At 64.4% G+C, this 20,427-nt stretch carries 15 protein-coding genes; 10 read left to right on the forward strand and 5 right to left on the reverse strand.

The window, feature by feature from the left end:
- Positions 1 to 867: 867 nt before the first annotated feature.
- From HF854_RS07900 to HF854_RS07945, 10 genes are all read left to right on the forward strand, one after another.
- Entirely contained in the window at positions 868 to 3,783 is a 2,916-nt protein-coding gene (locus tag HF854_RS07900; protein WP_168935803.1) for an insulinase family protein, read from the forward strand.
- Positions 3,784 to 4,326: 543 nt separating this feature from the next.
- Entirely contained in the window at positions 4,327 to 5,133 is an 807-nt protein-coding gene (gene cbiR / locus HF854_RS07905; protein ID WP_168935804.1) for a cobamide remodeling phosphodiesterase CbiR, read from the forward strand.
- Between the two features lie 7 nt (positions 5,134 to 5,140).
- Positions 5,141 to 6,220 carry a DHH family phosphoesterase gene (locus HF854_RS07910; RefSeq protein ID WP_168935805.1) on the forward strand — a complete coding sequence of 360 codons (1,080 nt, stop codon included), beginning with the start codon at positions 5,141 to 5,143 and terminating at the stop codon, positions 6,218 to 6,220.
- A gap of 119 nt (positions 6,221 to 6,339) precedes the next feature.
- Positions 6,340 to 8,154, forward strand: a complete 1,815-nt coding sequence (locus HF854_RS07915; RefSeq protein WP_168935806.1) for a DUF262 domain-containing protein — start codon at positions 6,340 to 6,342, stop codon at positions 8,152 to 8,154.
- 409 nt (positions 8,155 to 8,563) lie between these two features.
- Positions 8,564 to 9,361: a 2-amino-3,7-dideoxy-D-threo-hept-6-ulosonate synthase gene (locus HF854_RS07920; RefSeq protein WP_168935807.1), complete on the forward strand. Its 798-nt coding sequence runs from the start codon at positions 8,564 to 8,566 to the stop codon at positions 9,359 to 9,361.
- 1 nt (position 9,362) lies between these two features.
- Complete coding sequence (locus HF854_RS07925; protein WP_168935808.1) at positions 9,363 to 10,346, forward strand: 3-dehydroquinate synthase II family protein; 984 nt, start codon at positions 9,363 to 9,365, stop codon at positions 10,344 to 10,346.
- Position 10,347: 1 nt separating this feature from the next.
- Positions 10,348 to 11,529 carry a prephenate dehydratase gene (gene pheA, locus HF854_RS07930; protein ID WP_168935809.1) on the forward strand — a complete coding sequence of 394 codons (1,182 nt, stop codon included), beginning with the start codon at positions 10,348 to 10,350 and terminating at the stop codon, positions 11,527 to 11,529.
- On the forward strand, positions 11,522 to 12,892 hold the full coding sequence (locus HF854_RS07935) for a 3-phosphoshikimate 1-carboxyvinyltransferase (protein WP_168935810.1): 1,371 nt from the start codon (positions 11,522 to 11,524) through the stop codon (positions 12,890 to 12,892). The genes pheA and HF854_RS07935 overlap by 8 nt, the downstream gene beginning before the upstream one ends.
- A gap of 116 nt (positions 12,893 to 13,008) precedes the next feature.
- On the forward strand, positions 13,009 to 13,719 hold the full coding sequence (locus tag HF854_RS07940; protein WP_205906068.1) for a prephenate dehydrogenase/arogenate dehydrogenase family protein: 711 nt from the start codon (positions 13,009 to 13,011) through the stop codon (positions 13,717 to 13,719).
- 252 nt (positions 13,720 to 13,971) lie between these two features.
- Positions 13,972 to 14,475 (forward strand): AbrB family transcriptional regulator, encoded by a 504-nt coding sequence (locus HF854_RS07945; RefSeq protein WP_168935811.1) that lies wholly within the window; start codon positions 13,972 to 13,974, stop codon positions 14,473 to 14,475.
- A gap of 230 nt (positions 14,476 to 14,705) precedes the next feature.
- Here HF854_RS07945 and HF854_RS07950 read toward each other — a convergent pair whose 3' ends face one another.
- From HF854_RS07950 to HF854_RS07970, 5 genes are all read right to left on the reverse strand, one after another.
- Positions 14,706 to 15,590, reverse strand: coding sequence for a histidinol-phosphatase HisJ family protein (locus tag HF854_RS07950; protein WP_168935812.1), 885 nt, complete (start codon positions 15,588 to 15,590; stop codon positions 14,706 to 14,708).
- 44 nt (positions 15,591 to 15,634) lie between these two features.
- The gene (locus HF854_RS07955) at positions 15,635 to 16,336 is read right to left on the reverse strand and encodes a Crp/Fnr family transcriptional regulator (protein WP_168935813.1); all 702 of its coding nucleotides are present in this window, start codon (positions 16,334 to 16,336) and stop codon (positions 15,635 to 15,637) included.
- A 135-nt stretch (positions 16,337 to 16,471) separates the two neighbouring features.
- A complete protein-coding gene (locus HF854_RS07960) occupies positions 16,472 to 16,798 on the reverse strand; it encodes a 4Fe-4S dicluster domain-containing protein (protein ID WP_168935814.1) in 327 nt (108 codons plus the stop codon).
- Between the two features lie 14 nt (positions 16,799 to 16,812).
- The gene (locus HF854_RS07965; protein WP_204626039.1) at positions 16,813 to 18,585 is read right to left on the reverse strand and encodes an adenylyl-sulfate reductase subunit alpha; all 1,773 of its coding nucleotides are present in this window, start codon (positions 18,583 to 18,585) and stop codon (positions 16,813 to 16,815) included.
- Positions 18,586 to 18,648: 63 nt separating this feature from the next.
- Complete coding sequence (locus HF854_RS07970; protein WP_006007808.1) at positions 18,649 to 20,196, reverse strand: SLC13 family permease; 1,548 nt, start codon at positions 20,194 to 20,196, stop codon at positions 18,649 to 18,651.
- Positions 20,197 to 20,427: the final 231 nt, after the last annotated feature.

The following is a 20,427-nucleotide window of genomic DNA, read 5'->3' on the forward strand; positions in this document are numbered from 1 at the left end:
ATGTGCATCTTTTCTTGCCGCCGTTCAAATCAGATGCATATCTTTGTGGGCAAACATAATTTGACGACACTATCTAGCGGGAAATTTTCCGGGATCACCGGCAGCCCCTCAAGGGGGGGCGGAGCTGCCGGGGGGTATCAGGAGGAGGAAGGTCGGTATGTTCCCGGCCGGCTCCGAAGGAGGGACGAGCCGGCCGGGGAGGGACTTTTTCAGGAGGAAGGAGGTTGCTGTTTTCAGTCCCGGCCGGTCCTGGGGGGGGACAGGCCGACCGGGGGAAGGAGGTCTCAGAAGAAGCGGAGGATGTTCGTTTCAGGTTCGAAGGAGGTCCGTCAGGCTGTCCACGCTACCGCGGTCTGTCGCGGGCCGAGGCAGCAAAGAGGCCATGCGGCTGCCGCGGTAGCGCGGACGGTAAGAAATTTGTGGTGTTCCATGACGGACCTCCAAAAAGGAAGAAGATGGTATGGCATGTATATCTGTTCGGCGCTGTCCCCGTAGTGGTGGCGGACCGGAGGGCCCGTCCCGGACGATGCCGTTGTTGTACGGGATACAGCAATCGCCGTGCCAAAGTATATTTTCATAATAAAAACAATAAATTACAAAATAAGGTTTAAAAAAGGCGTTTCCCTAGCCCCGGCACCTGTACAGAAATTGAACATTTTTTCCCGCCATTCCGGCAGGTTGTAAAAAAATTGGACGCTTTGCCCCGCAGCAGGCGGCCTATGTGCTTTTTTTATACAGTCCGCGGCCGCCGTTCCGGCAAAGGGTCCTGCGCCGGGGCGCCAGCACGCTCTTTGCAAAGCGGCAGGCTCCATAGTATAGCCGAACCATATGAATCTTACCAACGAACCTTCCCTGAAAGGATCCCTCATGAACAGTCATGGTTTCGAACTCGTCACCGAGCGCCGCCTGCACGAAGTGGGCGGTACGGCCCGGCTCTGGAAACACGGCGTCACCGGCGCGCAGCTGCTCTCCGTCAGCAATGCCGACGAGAACAAGTGCTTCGGCGTGAGCTTCCGCACCCCGCCCACGGACTCCACGGGCGTGGCCCACATCCTGGAACATTCCGTGCTCTGCGGCTCGGACAAATATCCGGTCAAGGAACCCTTCGTGGAGCTGCTCAAGGGCTCGCTCCAGACCTTCCTCAACGCCTTCACCTTCCCGGACAAGACCTGCTATCCCGTGGCCAGCGCCAACCTGCAGGACTTCTACAACCTCATCGACGTCTACATCGACGCCGTCTTCCATCCCCGCATCAGCGAGGACATCTTCCGGCAGGAAGGCTGGCACGTGGAGGCCGAGGACACCAAGGGCCCCTGGACCTACAAGGGCGTGGTCTACAATGAGATGAAGGGCGCCTACTCCTCGCCCGATTCCGTGCTGGCCGAACAGAGCCAGCAGGCCATCTTCCCGGACATGCTCTACAGCCTGGACTCCGGCGGCAACCCGGAAGTCATCCCGGACCTGACCTACGAGGCCTTCCGCGATTTCCACAGCCGCTACTACCATCCCTCCAACGCGCGTTTCTTCTTCTGGGGCGATGACCCGGAAGAAAAGCGTCTGGAGATCGTGGCCGAGGCCCTGCAGGGCTATACCGCCCGCGCGGTGGACTCCGCCGTGCCCCTGCAGCCCCGCCGCGACACGCCCCGGCAGGTGGAAGTGCCCTACGCCGCCACCGACGGCCAGAAAACGGCCCTGTTCACGGTCAACTGGCTGCTGGGCGAACGCGGCGACGTGCATCAGGCCCTGCTCATGGAGATGCTGGAGCACATCCTCGAAGGCCTGCCGGGCTCTCCCCTGCGCAAGGCCCTCATCAGCTCCGGCCTGGGCGAGGACACCACCGGCTGCGGCCTGGAGACCGACCTGCGCCAGATGTACTATTCCACCGGTCTCAAGGGCGTGGACCCGCGCAAGGTGCAGGACGCCGAGATGCTCATCTTCGAGACCCTCGCCGACCTTGCCGAGGACGGCATCGACCCCGCCGCCGTGGAAGCCGCCGTCAACAGCGTGGAATTCTCCTACCGCGAGAACAATTCCGGCCGCTTCCCGCGCGGCCTCTCGGCCATGATCCAGGCCCTGTCCACCTGGCTCTACGACGGCGACCCGCTGGCCCCGCTGGCCTGGGAAGGCCCGCTGGCCGAAATCAAGGCCCGTCTGGCCGCCGGGGAGAAGGTCTTCGAGAACGCCATCCGCGACCACTTCCTCAACAACGAACACCGCGCCACCGTGGTGCTGCTGCCTGACGCCCGGCTGGCCAAGGCCCGTGAGGACCGCGAGGCCGCCCGCCTGGCCGCCGTGTACGAGGCCTGCTCCGACGCCGAGCGGCAGGAGCTGGTGGAGGCCACCAGCCGTCTGCAGGCCGCCCAGTCCGCTCCGGACAGCCCCGAGGCCCTGGCCACCATCCCCAGCCTGGGCATGGATGCCCTGCCCCTGCGCAACACGCCCGTGCCCTGCGTGCGGGAGGCCCTGAGCGGCGGCCAGACCTGGCTGGCCCACGACCTGCCCACCAGCGGCATCGCCTATACGGCCCTGCTCCTGCCCCTGAACGCCGTCCCGGCCCGCCTGGAGCCCCTGCTGCCCCTCTTTGCCCGCAGCCTCACCGAAGTGGGCACCGCCCGCCGCGATTTCAGCGAACTGGGCGCGCGCATGGCCGCCAAGACCGGCGGTGTGGGCGCCGATCCCCTGCTGGCCACCACCCGCGGGGAGCGCGGCCTGGTCAAATATCTGAGCGTGGCCGGCAAGGCCGTCTACGACAAGGTGCCCGACCTGTTCGACATCTTCCGCGAGATCCTGCTGGCGCCCCTGACCGACCGCGCCGTGCGTCTGGAGCGCCTGCGCCAGATGCTGCTGGAAGACAAGGCCCGTCTGGAGCACGGTCTGGTGGCGGCCGGTCATTCGGCCGTGGGTTCCCGCCTGCGCGCCCACTTCACGTCCTCCGGCCTGCTGGCCGAGCGCCTGTCGGGCATCAGCCAGCTCATGGCCGTACGCGAGCACCTGCAGCGTCTGGACAGCGATCCCGACAGCCTGCTGGCCGATCTGGACAAGCTGCGCCGCCTCATCGTGGTCAGCCCCGACGTGCTGGTGGACTGCACGGCCGAGACCGCCGGTCTGGATGCCGTGCAGCGGCAGGCCGCCGACCTGCTGGCCGCCCTGCCCGCCGGCCGTGACGCGGCCCTGGTCCTGCCGCCCTTCAGCGACGGTCTGCCCGCCGCCGAGGCCTTCCTGGCCCCGGCCCAGATCAACTATGTGGGCAAGGCGGCCAACCTCTACGACCTGGGCTACACCTACCACGGCTCGGCCAGCGTCATCCTGCGTTACATGCGCATGGGCTATCTGTGGGAACGCGTGCGCGTGCGCGGCGGTGCCTACGGCGCCTTCTGCATGCTGGACCGCATGGGCGGCACCCTGGTCTGCGCCTCGTACCGCGACCCCAACGTGGACGAGACCCTGACCGCCTATGACCAGATGGCCGACTACCTGCGCTCCTTCCGTCCCGACAAGGAGCAGCTCACCAGCGCCATCGTGGGCGCCATCGGCGACCTGGACAGCTACCTGCTGCCCGACGCCCGCGGTGCGCAGGGCCTGGCCCGCCATCTGGCCGGGGACGACGAGGACGCCCGCCAGCAGATGCGTGACGAGATCCTCGGCACCACGGCCCGGCACTTCCGCGACTTCGCCGACGTGCTGGCCGAAGCCGCCGGTCACGGCGTGACCTGCGTACTGGGCGGTGCCCAGACCCGCGCCGCCGCCGAGGCCCACGGCTGGCAGACGCAGGAACTGCTGTAGTCCCGGCCCTGAGGCCTGGATGCGTACATGACCATCCGGGGAAGGGGGACAGCTTGCGCCGCGGCGAAGGCTTTCCCCTTCCCCTTTTCCGTTCCTCCCGCCCGAGCTCACCGGCCCGGCAGCTCCACCAGGGCGGATACGGCAAGGGCGCTGCCTCTCCGGCATCCCGGCCCGCAGGGACAGGGACCGGTACGCCCTTCCCGATCCATGTCGCCGCGGACGGAGCCGGGACGGCCCCTGACGCAGGACACGGCCTGTGGCACGGGAGGCCCTCAGCTCTCCCGCCCGTAGCGGCAGCAATGCCTGGTATTGCCTTTTCCCTCTGGAATACCTACCTTTTCAGGAAACCGTCAGGCAGGGCCCCGCACGGGCTTTGCTGCCCGGATGCCGTCTTGCCGCGCTGCAGCCGGTCTGCTGCCGGTCCGGGATGCCTTCGATCTTCCGCATCCCCGGACGCCATGGCTTCAGGCAACGGCCATCCCCGCCCGTATTCGGGAGCCCTTCCCCCAAGGCGTTCCCCTTCCCTGCTCCCAAGGAGGATCCATGAAGCAGACCCCCGGCCCCGTCATCGGCGCTCCTTCTTTTGTCATGCCCGCCAATGTGGCCGACAATGCCCGCTTTCTGGCCGGGCGCGTCGATGAAGTGGCCCTGTGCCTTTTTGAAGCCCGTTCCTGCCTTGCCTATGACGACGAAGACCTGCCCCCCGCGCTGGCGGACCTGCCCCTGAGCTGGCATGTCCACCTGCCCGTGGATCTGCCCTGGCCGCGCAAGAAGGATGCCGAAGCCGTGCGCGTGGCCGTGGAGCTGGCCCTGCGCGTCTTTGACCGGGTGGCCTGGCTCAAGCCCTGGGGCGCCGTGCTCCATGCCCCCAAGGGCAGCCCCGTGCTGCAGCGTTTCATCCTGCGTCAGGCCGCCGCCTGCTGGCAGCGCCGCAGCAAGATCCCCCTGCTGCTGGAGAACACCGACATCTGCGACATCGCCGGCCTGGGACGCGGCTTTCCGGCCGATCACGGCCTGGGCTTCTGTCTGGACGTCGGCCACCTCATGAGCTATGCTCAAAACGCACTTTGGGCATCTCCCCTGCCCGAGACAGCGGCCCTGGTCCACTGGAGCGCCCCCGGCACCCAGGACCAGCATCTGGCCCTGCACCGGTTCACGGCAGCCCAGCAGCATCTGGCACGGCAACTGGCCGGCCGTCTGCCCGGGAACTGCCGTCATCTGCTGGAGATCTTCCGCTGGCAGGGGGTGGAGGAATCCCTGCCCCTCCTGCGCGACCTGCTGGCCAGCCAGCCGGATACCGTGTCCCCCGGCTGCCCGCACGGCCCCAACAACGCCAAAACAGCGGAGTAAAGCGGTCATGACCAATCCCTATGTAGCGCAGATGCGACAGTGGCGGCAGACACTGACCAAGGATCAGCGCTGGGCCATCCTCATCTCGGCGGACCCGGACGCCCTGGCCTCGGCGCTGGCGCTCAAGCGCATCATGGCGCATCGTGTGCGCGGTGTGGACATCTTCCGCATCAACGAAGTCACCCGGCCCGACAACCTGGCCATGATCCGCTACCTGCGCATCCCGGCCAAGCTCTGGCAGCCCGAAAAGGCCGATCTCTACACCAATTTCGCCATGGTGGACTCCCAGCCCCACCACAACCCGGCGTTCCAGGGCATCACTTTCGACCTCATCATCGACCATCATCCCCTCACGGCAGGCCAGCTGCCGCAGGCGCCCTTCTGCGACATCCGCCCCGGTTTCGGTGCCACCAGCACCATGATGACCCGCTACCTGCAGGGTCTGCGCATCAAGCCCGGGCCGCTGCTCTCCACGGCGCTGCTCTACGGCATCCGCACGGATACCGCCACTTTCGAGCGTTCCGGCGGCGAGGACGACCTGCGCGCCTACCAGTGGCTCATCAAGCATGCCGACGCCACCCTGCTGCGCCGCATCATCCGCAGCGAATACCTGCGCGCCTGGCTGCCCCTTTTCTCCCGCGCGTTCCGCTCCCTGCGCGACTGCCGGGGCGGGGCCATGGTCTGGCTCAACGAGGTGGACAGCGCCGACCTGCTGGTGGCCGTGGCCGACTTCTTCACCCGTGTGCACGGCCTCAAGTGGATCGCCGTCTGCGGCGTGGTGGAAAAGACCGTGGTGGTCATCTTCCGCGGTGACGGCAGCCGCGACATCGGCCGTCTGGCCGACGCCTGCTTCTACGACGTGGGCTCCGCCGGCGGCCACCGCAACCTGGGCCGCGCGGAATTCCCCCTTGCCGCCATCCCGGCGGGCACCAAGCCTGCGGATTTCATCTTCCAGCGTCTGCACAGCCGCAAGCTGCGCCCGGTCACGGCCAGCGCCGCGCCCCTGGCCGAGAACGCCGGGCAGCAGGCCGTGCACAGCGAAACGCTGGAGCCCGCTCCCGTCCAGGCCCTGGCCCACGGGGCGTAAAAAAGCCGTCTTCTTATCAGGAGGGGTAGCCCGCCCCTCCTTTTTTTATGGTTATTTTTCCTTATATCGAATAATATATTTTGATTTTTTCGATATGATGATTCATCAGGAGAGCAAACATGGCTGGTAGCTATGCAGAACCTATCACGATTGAAGATGCTGTACGCCATATCATAAAAAATGAATATCTTTTGCCAGCCATACAGCGCAAATTCATATGGCGGCCTGAGCAAATATGCTCTCTCTTTGACTCCATCATGCGGGGCTACCCCATCAACTCCTTTATGTTCTGGGAAGTAACTACCCCCCGGATAGCAAATGATTTTCGTTTTTTTCAATTCCTTAAAAATTACTGTGAACGCTTCGGCGAAGATAATCCCGATCTGGATACCAAAGGTCTGGAACACTTCTGGGCTGTCATCGACGGACAGCAGCGGCTCACCTCTCTCTATATCGGGCTCAAAGGGACGTATGCTTATAAACTCCCCAGAAAATGGTGGCCATCATCCAAGAATTCTGAAATCTTGCCAGAACGTAAGCTTTATTTGAATATTGCATCTCCTCTTGAAGATGAACAGGCCGAGGACAAAATACAATATGAATTCAGATTTCTTGCGGGGGAAATATCAGAAAAAATTTGGTTCAAGGTGGGTGATATCTTCTGTATCGACACGAAATGTATTGGGAAGAAAGCGACGAGCACACAAGAAATCCATGAATCCATCCTGCATTATCTTAAAGATAATGACTTGGAAACAAATAGCTATGCCTTCAAAACGCTCTATAGATTATACACAAGCATCCGCACTGAAAAAATAATCAATTATTACAATGAAACAAGTACAGAAATTGATGATATCGTCAGTATTTTTATTCGTACCAATCACGGAGGTAGCCCCCTCTCTTTTTCGGATCTGCTGATATCCATTGCTATTGCAAATTTTCAAGACAAAGATATCGATATTAGAAAAGATATCGATAATATCGTCTCTGAGGCAGGATCCAAAGGCTTCCACATAACACGTGATTTTGTTCTCAAAACAGCTCTTGCTGTCTCTGGAAACGATATCCAGTTCAAAGTAAAAAACTTCAACAGAGACAAGGTTGAATCCATAGTAAGAATATGGAAAAATCTTCAACTATGCTTCAATAATACATTTGAACTCATAAAATCCTTTGGCCTGACAGATGCAGCCCTCAGAGCCAAGAATGCCTTAATTCCTATCGTATACTATGTTTTTCATAAGGCAGACACTTCTCATGAACCGTTGTACAAAACGATAAACAATCCGGCAAAGAACAAAGATGAACGCAAAAAGATCTGCCAGTGGCTCCATATGTCCCTGCTGAAAGGAACGTTTGGTGGGCATAGCGATACGACACTGGCGACGCTTCGTCGCATCCTGCGCTCAAACCTCTCTGATACAAAACTCTTTCCTCTCGAAAATATCATAGAGCATTTTCGTGGGACATCGAAGGACATGACCTTCACTGATGACTTCATCGACAGGCTGCTAAAGACACAAAAAGAGCATCCTTCCTGTTTCTCGATCCTTGCCTTGCTGTATCCTGACCTTGATTTCAGCCAGGCGCTCGATATCGACCATATCCATCCTGCGGCAGGCTTCAGAAAAGCCGTCCTTGCCAAGCATGACTGGGGCAACAATCCTGAACGGCGGACTTTTTATGAAGCCCCAGAGAACTGGAACGGGATCGCCAACCTGCAGTTGCTGAACGCCTCGGAAAACAAAGCAAAGCAGGACATGGACCTTTCACAATGGATCCAGAAAAATCCTTCCAGGTTTCCTATGCTGTATGTATCTGAGGACACGGATCTAGGATTCGATGCTTTTGAAAAATTTATCGCCACCCGGCGCCGGTGCCTGAAACAAAAACTGCAACAGCTCGTCATCTCCGAAGACAGACGGGCCTGACAGCCCCATTCCCGGGACGCCGCCACTGCGGCCATCCTTCACCAATTCCATACGGACAATCATTTTTTAAACAAATAAAAACAATATGATACAGAAATAGCCCCCGCTATTTTCCGGCGGGAGGCATTTTTTTCACGAGCGACTCTTGACAAGCCCCGGGCTGCGGCGTAGCGTTCATGGAAACTGTTGGAGTTTTGAAGATGTCCCGTTTCGTTCCTGCCACCTCCTGCTACGCTGCTACCGGCTTTTGCTTTAGCTGGTTTTATTTTGCGTACTTTAGCGGAGCCTGTGGTCAGGAGCTTTGCTGACATCTTCTGTCAGAGAGTTTCGGGGCCGCAGGCATTAGCCGGCGGCCCTTTTTTTGTATCCAGCGCCGCCGGAACGGCTCCATTCCACAAGGAGAGATCCCATGTACCTTGGCAAACAGGTTCGTCTGGAACGCATCATCAATCGTGAAACCGGCCGCACTATCATCGTTCCCATGGATCACGGCGTGACCATCGGTGCCGTCGACGGCCTCATCGACATGCGCGAGACCGTCAACGACATGGCCGTGGGCGGCGCTGACGCCGTGCTCATGCACAAGGGCCTGGTCCGCTGCTCGCACCGCAACGCCGGCAAGGACGTGGGCCTCATCGTCCACCTGTCCGCCTCCACCATGCTCTCTCCCCAGGGCAACACCAAGACCCTGGTGGGCACCGTGGAAGAAGGCATCAAGCACGGCGCCGACTGCGTCTCCGTGCATGTGAACCTGGGCGATCCCAACGAGCGCCTGATGCTGGCCGACCTGGGCCGCGTGGCCGCCGCCTGTGACGACTGGCACATGCCCCTGCTGGCCATGATGTACGCCCGCGGCCCGGCCATCAAGAACGGCTTCGCCCCCGACGTGGTGGCCCACTGTGCCCGCGTGGGCGTGGAACTGGGCGCGGACATCGTCAAGGTGCCCTACACCGGCGACATGGAAAGCTTCTCCGACGTGGTCTCCTCCTGCTGCGTGCCCGTGGTCATCGCCGGCGGCGAACGCATGGATTCCACCCGCGACGTGCTCCAGATGGTGCACGATGCCATCAAGGCCGGCGGCGCGGGCATCTCCATGGGCCGCAACGTGTTCCAGCATCCCAACCGCATCCAGCTCGTGCGTGCCCTGCGCGCCATCGTGCATGAGAACGCCACGGTGGAAGAAGCCCTGGCCATCGTGGGAGAATAGCATGGCCCGCATCTACTACCGTTGCGAACCGTTCAGCAAGGCTGACGTGACCCTGGCCCTGGAATCCGGTGTGGACGGGGTCATCGTGCCCCGCGCCCAGGTGGAGAAGGTGGCCGCCCTTTCCCGCTGCACCGTCTGGGCCTGCGAGGACGTGGCCAGCGTGCCGCTGAACGTCAAGGCCGACGAGGAGGCCCTGGTGGCCCGCCTCAAGGCCGGTGAGACCGCCTGCCTGGCCCGCGGCTGGGAGATCATCCCCGTGGAGAACCTGCTGGCCCAGGCCGACAACGTGCTGGCCGAGGCGGGCAGCCTGGAAGAGGCCCGTCTGGCCGCCGGCATCCTGGAACGCGGCGTGGACGGCATCGTGGTCCTGCCCGAGGCTCTGGCCGAACTCAAGGCCATCGTGGCCCAGTGCAAGATCTCGCAGGGACGCGAGGAATTGCAGAAAGCCGTCATCACCCGCGTGGAACCCGTGGGCCTGGGGCACCGCGTCTGCGCCGATACCCTTTCGCTGCTCAAGCGTGGCCAGGGTATGCTGGTGGGCAATTCCAGCGCCTTCACCTTCCTTGTCCATGCCGAGACCGAACACAACGAATATGTGGCCGCCCGTCCCTTCAGGGTCAATGCCGGGGCCGTGCATGCCTATGCCCGCCTGCCCCATGACAAGACCTGCTACCTGGGCGAACTGGCCGCAGGGCAGGAAGTGCTCATCGTAGGCGCCGACGGCCAGACCAGCGTGGCCACGGTGGGCCGGGTCAAGATCGAAGTGCGCCCCATGCTGTTGGTGGAAGCCGAGGCCGAGACCCCCGAAGGCCCCAAGCGCGGCGCCGTGTTCCTGCAGAACGCCGAGACCATCCGCCTGACCGCCCCTGACGGCACGCCCCTGAGCGTGGTCAGCCTCAAGCCCGGCGATACGGTGCTCTGCCGTCTGGATCAGGCAGGCCGCCACTTCGGCATGCGCATCCAGGAAGAGATCCGCGAGGTGTAGCATGGCCGACGCACATTCCCCCTCCGACGCCCCCCAGCGCCTGACCGCCATCCGCGGCGAGATCGACAGCGTGGACCAGGAACTGCTGGCCCTGTTCAACCGCCGCGCCGCCCTGAGCCTGGAAGTGGGCCGCATCAAGGCCGGTGACCCCGGCATCGTGTTCAAGCCCCTGCGCGAGCGCGAAGTGCTGGACGGCCTGGCCCGCAAGAACGACGGCCCCCTGCCCGAAGAGCACCTGCGTGCCATCTGGCGCGAGATCTTCTCCTCGTCGCGCGCCCTGCAGCGCCCGCAGAACGTGGCCTATCTGGGCCCGGAAGGCACCTTCTCCTATTTTGCCGGTGTGGAGTATCTGGGCCATGCCGCCAGCTTCCACCCCTGCAACGACCTGCCGCAGGTCTTCGCCGACGTGCACTCCGGCCGCTGCGAGCTGGGCGTGGTGCCGCTGGAGAATTCCCTGCAGGGCACCGTGGGCGTCAGCTTCGACCTGTTCCTCAAGTATGACGTGCATATCCAGGCCGAGCTCTTCTCGCCCATCTCGCACTGTCTGCTGAGCCACGCCGCCAGCCTGGCCGAGATCACCACGGTCTACTCGCACCCCCAGCCCCTGGCCCAGTGCGGCGGCTGGCTGCGCAGCCATCTGCCCCAGGCCGGTCTCATCCCCGTGGAGTCCACCGCCGCCGCAGCCCGCATGGCCGCCGCCAATCCGCAGTCTGCGGCCATCGGCAACGGCAAGCTGGCCGACATGACCGGCCTTTCCATCCTGGCCCGCCGCATCGAGGACGAGCCCGGCAACTGGACGCGCTTCGTCATCATCGGCCCCAAGCCCGTGGGACAGCTGGACAAGCTGCCGCGCACCGCGCCCGTGCCCGGCCATACCGGCGCGGACAAGACCTCCATGCTCTTCACCCTGCCGGACAAGTCCGGCACGCTCTCCGGCGTGCTCTCCCTGCTGGCCGAGCACAAGATCAACATGCGCAAGCTGGAGTCCCGCCCCCTGCGCGGCCAGTGCTGGAAGTACGTCTTCTTCACGGACGTGGAATGCGACCTGACCGCCCCCCAGTATGAGGATCTGCTCCGGAAGCTGGCCGAGACCTGCACCAGCTTCCGCATCCTGGGCAGCTACGCCACCGGCCCGCAGCTGGACCGCATCGGCCTGGACGACGTGGAGGACAGCCATGCCTAGTCCCGATACCGCCTGCGTGCGGGCCCCGGCCTCCAAATCCATCTCGCACCGCTACTGCATCGGCGCGGCCCTGGCCCACGGCACGTCCGAGCTGCACCATGTGCTGGACAGCCGCGACCTGGAATGCACCCGCGCCATCCTCTGCGCCGCCGGTGCCCGTATGGAAGCCCTGCCCGGCGAGGAAGGCGGCTGGCGCGTCACCGGCATGGACGGCCGTCCCCGGGGCGGCACGGGCACGCCCCTGAGCTGCGACGTGCACGAATCCGGCACCACCTGCCGCCTGCTGACCGCCGTGCTGGCCGCCGGTCACGGCCTGTTCCGCATCCACGGCGCGCCGCGCATGCACGAGCGGCCCATCGACGAGCTGACCCGCGCCCTGGAGGCCCTGGGCACGGACGTGCGCTTCGAGCAGCGTCCCGACTGTCCGCCCCTGCTGCTGCGGGCCGCAGGCCTCGATCCCGCCCGCAACGGCGGCCGCGTGCGCCTGGGCATGGATGCCTCCAGCCAGTATTTCTCCGGCCTGCTGCTGGCAGCGCCGCTGGCCCCGGCACCCCTGTGCGTGGAACTGGGCGGGCAAAAGGCCGTGTCCTGGCCCTATGTGGGCCTGACCCTGCATTGCCTGGAAGATTTCGGCATCCGCTTCAGCGTGGAGACCCGCGAGCCCGACGGCCCGTGGCAGCTCCTGCCCGACGGCGGCTGGCGCGCCCTGCGCACCGCCCGCCCCGACGGCCTGCGTATCACCGTGCAGCCCGGCACCTACCGTGCGGGCAGCTATCAGGTGGAAGGCGACTGGTCCGGGGCCTCCTACCTGCTGGCCGCCGGTGCCCTGGGCAGCCGCCCCGTGCGTGTGGACGGCCTGAGGGCCGATTCCCTGCAGGGCGACCGCGCCATGCTGGACATCCTGCGCGCCATGGGCGCCCGCGCCGAGGTGGAGGGCACGTCCATCACCGTGCATCCTTCGGCCCTGCACGGCGTGGACGTGGACATGGGCCATTGCCCGGATCTGGTGCCCACGGTGGCCGTGCTGGCCGCCTTTGCCCAGGGGCCCACCCGGGTGCGCAACGTGGCCCATCTGCGCATCAAGGAATCCGACCGCATCACCGCCCCGGCCACCGAGCTGGCCCGTCTGGGCGTGCGTGTGGACGAGCATGACGACGGCCTGACCGTCCACGGTACGGGCCCCGACGGCCCGGCCTGGGACGAGGCCGCGCGCTTCTCGGCCCACAACGACCACCGCATCGCCATGTCCCTGGCCCTGCTGGGCCTGCCCCACGGCAAGCGTATGGACGCCCTGCTGGACGATCCGCTGGTGGTGCGCAAGTCCTTCCCCACCTTCTGGAAGGTCTGGGAGCGGCTGCTGTGAGCCCGGACAGCTCGACGACGCCCAGGGCGGACGGAGACGGCACCGGCCCCGTGCCCGCGAAAGCCGCAGCCTCCCTGCGGGGATGCGCAGTGCTGGTCGTTGGCTGCCGGGGCCGCATGGGCGCCATGCTCTGCCGCCGCGGCAAGGCCGCCGGTCTGGACATGCGGGGCGTGGACGTGCCCCTGACGGATGCGGTGCTGGCCCCGGCCTGCAAGGATGCGGCCCTGGCGCTGCTCTGCGTGCCCGCGGCCGTCTTTGCCGACGTGGCCGCCACGGTCTGCGCCCATCTGCCCGCCACGGCCATCCTGGCCGACATCACGTCGGTGAAGGTGCGGCCCCTGCAGCAGATGGAAGCCATCTGGCCCGGCCCGGTGGTGGGCACGCACCCGCTCTTTGGCCCGGCCACGCCCGACGAGGACGGCCTGCCCGTGACCGTCACGCCCGGCCGCACGGCCCGCGAGGAAGACACGGCCCTGGTGGAGGCCTTTTTCCGGGCCCTGGGGTGCAGCACCTTCCGGGCCACGGCCGACGAGCACGACCGCGCCATGGCCCGCGTCCAGAACATGAACTTCATCACCAACCTGGCCTACTTTGCCCTGCTGGCAGGGCAGGAAGACCTGTTGCCCTATATCACCCCCTCCTTCCGCCGCCGCCTGCACGCGGCAGAGAAGATGCTCACCGAGGACGGCACCATGTTCACCGGCCTCTTCGAGGCCAATCCGTACAGCCACGAGGCCGTGCGCCAGTATCGCAAGATGCTCAACGTGGCCGCTGCCGGTGATATCGAACTGCTCTGCCGCCGCGCGCAGTGGTGGTGGAAAAAATGACAGCGGGGAAGGGAGCGCCCTGGACAAGCGCTTTCCTTCCCCTTTTCCCTGCTTTGTCCGGCGGTGACCTGTGACCGCCCTCCTCCGCCCAAGCGCCATCACCCCCTGCTCCACCATTCCATCCCTCGCCCTTCCCCATGGCGGCGTCATGCCGCTCCCGGCGACCCCGAAAAATCGTTGCCGGCGCAACCTTGACCGCCGCGACCCTGTTGCCGCATCATGGTCCCCTCTCTTGCAACCCATGGAGGACCCATGACGACCTTCCTGCTCCTCATCGCCTGCGGCATCGTGGGCGGCCTGCTGTTCTTCTTCCTGCATATCCCCGGCGGTGCCATGCTGGGGGCCGTAGTGGCCGTGCTGGCCGTCAAGATGCTGGGACATGTGGAGACCGATACGCCCCATCTGTTCCAGCTGGGGGCCCAGATCGCCATCGGCGTCATGGTCGGCAACATGATGACCGGCGGCACCCTGCTGGAGATCCGCGCCATGGCCCCCCTGATGTTCGGCTCCACGGCCCTGCTCGTCGTGGCCGGTGCCCTGGGGGCCTGGTTCATCTGCCGCTCGGCCGGGCTGGACGCGGGCAGCGCCATCCTGGCCACCAGCCCCGGCGGCCTGCAGGCCGTGGTGGGCATGGCCTCCGACCTGGGCACCAACGCCCCTGCCGTGCTGGCCTTCCATCTGGTGCGCCTGTACACCGTCCTGCTGCTGGCGCCGTTCCTGGGCTGGCTGCTGCACCGTCTGCTGCCGCACAGCTGATACCGGCCATAAAAAACGGCCGGGGAAGGAGCGTCCCCTCCCGGGCCGGATAGCCACAGTCCTGCGGCAACGGCGGGCCGCATATCATCAAAACAGTGCGGACACATCCCCGCCGCTCCCTTACCGGATGCCATAAAAAAAGCTCCGGCTGCTGCCGGAGCCATGATGCCTCAGTGTGTCCTCGCCCGCATACCGTCGGGGACCGGACAGAGGATGCCTTTCCCGAAAAACTACAGCGAAAAACGCAGGCGCGGCAGCGGGCCGTCCAGATAGTCCAGGGCCTGCGCCAGCACGGCGGGCCGGGTGGCGATGTCGTCCGGCCGCAGGGGCAAGGTGTCGAAACGAAAGCCGAAGGAGCGCGCGTAGCGGGCCACGTCAGCGAGCCCCGCCCCCACATCGGCCTTGTCGTGGGCATCGGAGGCCAGACAGACGTCCACGCCGAAGTCGGCGGCCAGGCGCATGATGGCCGGGCAGGGATAGGGCTCGGCAAAGGGCTGGCGCAATCCGGCCGACGAGACTTCCATGATGACCCCGTTATCGGCCATGGCCTGCACGGCGCCGGCCACCACGTCCAGACTGCCCTCTTCGCGCAGCCACGCATGGAACAGATCATAGGAGGCCCGCTTGATGAAGTCGGGATGCGAGGCCACATTCACCAGCCCGCTGGCCGCCATGCGCGCCATCTCTTCATAATATTCCCGGTAGCGGGCATAGGCGGCCTCCCGGCCGTCGGTCCAGGTGTTGGGACGCGCCACCGGGAAGAGCCCCACATAATGCAGGGAGCCGATCACATAGCTGAACGGCCAGCAGGAAAGGAAACGGCACATATGCCTGGGGTAGTCGGGCAGCCAGTCCAGCTCCACCCCCAGCAGGGGCAGCGGCCGGTCTTCCCGCTCCAGCTCCCGTTGCCGCAAGGCCTGCACATCCTGGACGAACTGGCGGAAATTGCCGGGGAACGCCGCTACATACAGCTTGCAGGCATATTCCTCCGGCAGGGGGGAATGCTCGCTCAGGCCGAAGAGGTCCAGCCCGGCCGCGGCGGCGCCCTCGTACATCTCGGCGGCGCTGTGGTGTCCGTGGGACGTGTTGGTATGGGTATGCAGGTCTGCCAGCATCGTGATACCTCCGGCGGACACCTTATGCCGGAGCGCGGCAGGACTCAAGCGCGATCCGCAGGAGATTCCAGGGCCGCCAGCAGGGCCTGCGGCCTTCTGATGACGATGCCCCGGCCGCGGATGTCGATGAGGCCCTCGTCCTGCAGCTGGTGCAGGGTCTCGCTGACCGTGGGCTGCGTGGAACAGACCATGGCCGCCATCTGGCCCTGGGAAAGGCTTACCGGCAGGGCCAGCGGCTGTTCCCAGGCGGCCGGGTCGCGCAGGCTCTCGTGCGCCAGCGAGAGCAGCAGACGGCCGACCCTGTGGTGGACATCGCAGGTCTGGGCGCTGAGGCTGTCGCCCAGATAGCGCAGACGGCTGCCCATGACGGTGATGACCCGCCGTGCCAGGGCGTAATTGCGGGACAGCAGATCGTCGAACGCCTGCCTGTCCAGCCGGAAGATGACGGAAGCGGCCAGGGCCTGGGCATTGACCTTACGGGGCAGGTCCTGCAGGACCTCCGACAGGCCGAAGATCTCACCCGCGGTGCGCAGGAAAAAAGTGGATTCCTTTCCGGCCTCGGTCACGCAAAAGATGCGCAGCAGCCCGGACGCCACATAAAAACAGGCCCCGCCCGCGTCGCCTTCAAAAAAAACGATGTCGTTCTTTTTCAGTTCGATGCGCTGGGCACTGCGCAGAAAGTGTTCCTTGCACTCTTCTATGCCGTCGAAGAAATCCCCTTTTTCCAGATGCCAGAAACTGCGCATGCCGCCTCCCGTGCACCAGGCCCGTGAAGAGGCGTTCCCTGTCTGCCGTACAGACGCCGGAACCGGTGCGCCGCAACCAGACATTGCGGCGCACCGGCAGCGCGTTCCCGGACCCGGCCTTAGCCGTGTCGTGTTCTAGTGACGTATCCGGTTGACATACTTATATGTATATTCATTTCCGTCAATATCACGGCATTTCCAGGTGATGCAGTCCTTGCCCATGATGGGGCGCAGGCTGGCCTTGTAGTAGCCCAGCTGGTAAGGCATGCGCGTCTGCAGGGCACCGGTGGGACAGACCTTGATGCAGGACATGCAGTCCCAGCATTCGCCGGTGGCCCGGCAGCGGGCCTTGCCCGTCTCGAGGTCCAGCATCATGAGGTCGCCGGGGCAGACCATCTCGCAGGCGGTCTCGGGCTTGCCGCCGCAGCCGTTGCACTTGTTCAGATCTATTCTCGGGGGCATGGTTGGCTCCTTGCTTACGCGGTATAACGGTCACCGGGGATCAGCTGCTCGTACGGACGGGTGAAGGTCTCCACCTTGCCCGTGGCGGGATCGCGCCGGGATTCGATGAAACAGTCGAAATTGGCATCGTCGCGTTCCGGATAGTCGGAACGGGTCTGCCAGCCGGCCCAGCGGGTCTCCTTGCGGGCCTTGAGGTGATGGACCACAGCCTCGGCCACATCGACCCTGTCCATGGTCTCGTGGGCCTGCATGAGCTCGTGCAGGTCGCGGGCACGCAGGTAGCCGAACTGGGACTGCAGCATGGCGATGTGCTTCAGGGCGTAGTCCAGACGCTCCTCGTTGGTGCGGTAGAACTGCGACACGCCGCCGGCGTATTCGTCCATCAGGCGCTGCAGGCGTTCCTTCATCTCCACGGGGCGCACGCCGTCTTCGTCCCGGGCCAGCAGGGGCGCGTAGACGCGGGCCTTTTCCTGCTCCACGGCCGCCATGTCCAGGGGCGGCAGCTCCAGATCCTTCATGTAGGCGATGGCCCCGCGGGCCGCCAGCTTGCCTTCGGCACAGCAGCCGCCCACGAACTTGTTGGGGTTGCCGCCTGCGGTCTCGCCCGCGGCGAACAGGCCGGGGATGGTGGTCATGCGCTGCATGTCCACCCAGAAACCGCCGCCGGTATGGCCGCCCAGGATGTAGGGGTCGGAACCGTAGATCTCGATGGGCTCGCGGGTGACGTCCTGGCCGCGGCTGGCCAGGAAGAGCACGAAGGAAGGCCGCTCGTTGAGGTAGTCCTCCATCATGGCCTTGGCCGTTTCGGGGGTCAGGTGGGTGGTGTCGCAATAGCAGGGGCCGCGACCGGCCAGCCATTCTTCCATGGGCGCATTGGCGCGGATGTAGCGCGGCGCGGCGTCCCCGCCCAGATGTTCGTAGCGGCTCATGACGCGCTCACCGTGCGCGTTGATGATGGGCGCGCCGTAGCCCACGGAGATGGTGTCCACCGGACCGCAGAAGTCCTTGGTGCGCGTGGCCACCCAGCGCTGTTCCAGGCTGGTGAGCTCGGCGCCCTGACGGAAGCCGATGGCGTAGCCCGTGCCCACGCAGTAGGGGCACATCCAGATCTGCGCGCCGCTGTCGGTGCTGTCGGCGGTATAGGACTTGTACAGGGTACCGGCCCCGCCGGTGCTGACCACCGTGGCCTTGGCGCGGAAGATGTAGAACTTGCCGTCACGCACGCCGAAGCCCATGGCGCCGGTGCAGCGGCCTTCGTGCATGATGAGGGCCGTGGCCGTCACGCGGTTGTAGACGTCCGCGCCGCTCTCCAGGGCTTTCTCGGCCATGATGGGCTTGAGCTGCTCGCCGTGGATGGAGATGTCCCACTTGCCGCGGTAGCGGATGCGGCCCTGCTCGTCGCGCAGGATGGGCAGGCCCCAGCGTTCCAGATCGTCCACGGACTCGTTGAGCTCGCGGGCATTGGAAAGGGCCAGATCCTCACGCAGGGGGCCGCCGCCCACCTGGGCACGGCTCCAGCGCACCAGGTCTTCGGGGGTCTTGCCTTCGGGGATGTAGGTATTGATGGCGTCCATACCGGCGGAACAGGCACCGGAGCGCATGATCTCGGCCTTTTCCATGATGGTGACGCGGACGTTGGGGTCCACCAGGGCGGCTTCCGTGGCCACGAAGCAGCCGGCATTGCCGCCGCCGATGATGAGCAGGTCGGTCTCGACGACGACGGTCTCGATATCGTCCAGGTTTTCAGGGGTGAACTGGCGCATGTGCGCCGCAGGGATGTTGGCCATGATGTTCTCCTGTAAAAAGCTGTTGGAGCCGGGGCCATACCGCCCCGGCAGGTCGGCAAAGGGCTAGAAGGGCCAGGGGGCGCTGGCGTCCCAGACGGGCATGCCCCACAGGGCGTACCAGGGAGCCATGACCAGCAGGCCATAGGCGATGGCGATACAGACGGAGACCCAGCCGGCACGGGCGTAGTCCGTGGAAGAGAAGGTATCCGTGCCGTGTGCGATGACGGCCGCGGTGATCTGGGTGGGCAGGATGTAGGCGAAGGTATCCGTGTCACAGACCAGCATGGTGAAGGCCACGGGATGCAGGCCCAGCTTGGGCGCCATGGCAAAGACCACCGGCGCCAGCATGGCCACGGCCGCCACGTTGGAAAGCATGCCCAGGCGGATGATGTGCGTGCCCACCATCATGGTCAGGATGGCCTGCCACCAGCTCATGCCCACCACCCAGGCGTGGATGTGGTCGGCCAGCCACTGGGCCAGACCGGACTGGGTCATGGCCGTGGTCATGGTCATGGCGCCGCCCAGCAGCAGGAAGGTGCCCCAGATGGTCTTTTCCTGCACGGACTTCCAGGAACAGGGCATGAGGCCGGGCGCGAAGAGCACCAGCATGCCCAGCAGGCCGATGACGCCCAGAGGCTGGTGGTGCAGCTCGGCGATGAAGCTGCCCTTGCCGGTCATGAACATGATGCCCGCCAGGGCAAAGATGCCCAGCAGCACCTTTTCGGGCATGGTCATGGGACCGAGGTCGTCGTATTTCTTCTGCAGGGCCTCCACTCCGCCGGCGATATGCACCTTGCGCGTGCCGAAGTGCCAGCGGATCCAGGCCTGCGTCAGGGCGAACATGCCCAGGTAGGGGGCCTGCAGCAGCATCCAGTTGAGGTAGTTGAGGTTGCTGAAGCCCGCCTTGTCGAAGATACCCACCATGATCATGTTGGGCAGGTGGGCGGTCATGATGAACATACCGCAGATCATGGAGCCGTAGACCAGGGACTGGATGACGATGGCCTTCTTGGCGGCGCGTTCTTCCGGCGTATCACCGAGCAGGCGGCAGATGCCCTGCACCACGGGCAGCAGGGTGGCGGCGCGGGCGTTGGCCGCGGGCACCAGGAAGCCCAGCACGATGTTCACGAAGAACATGCCCCAGATGACGCGGCCCACACTGGAGGCCTTGAGCCGGGCAAGGATGCCCAGGGCGATGCGCTTGTCCAGGCCCACCAGCTGCATGACGGCCCCCACCAGGAAGGCGAACAGGCACAGCCAGATGACGTGGTTGGTGAACCCGGCGAAGATGATGGACATGGGCGGTTTGCCGCCCTGCCAGGGGATGGCCTGGGTGATGAGCAGCAGCGTGGGGATGGAGATACCGGTGATGCCCGTGGGCATGGCCTCGCTGACCCACATGACGCTGGCCCAGAGCACGATGCCCAGCACGGCCATGCCGTTGTGGGTCAGGCCCGGGAAGGGCGGCAGCACGGTCCAGAAAAGGAAAAAGAGCGCCCAGGCGATGACGAAGCCCGTGTAGACACGCACGGGGCTGCGTCCGTTGCGGCGCAGGTTCCCGGCCAGGTACTGCAAAAACGAACCGGAACCGGCAGAGGTTTGCTCAGGCATGGCAGACTCCTTTTTTCATGACAAAACGGAACATCTGCCTGCAACCTATCTGGGAAAAAATTCTCAATCTATCAGCCCGCCGATAGTTCGTGAAAAAAAGACCAGGGCTTACCCAAAATGAGAGACCACCCAAGATGCGGGTGGTCTCTCATCTAACCGAAAGGCATTGGCCTCAACAGCCTGACAGAAAAAATTTTTCAATTTAAGCGGAATCAAAACGGACTACGGGCG

It is taken from the genome of Desulfovibrio piger (genome assembly GCF_012843875.1).
GTDB lineage: Bacteria > Desulfobacterota > Desulfovibrionia > Desulfovibrionales > Desulfovibrionaceae > Desulfovibrio.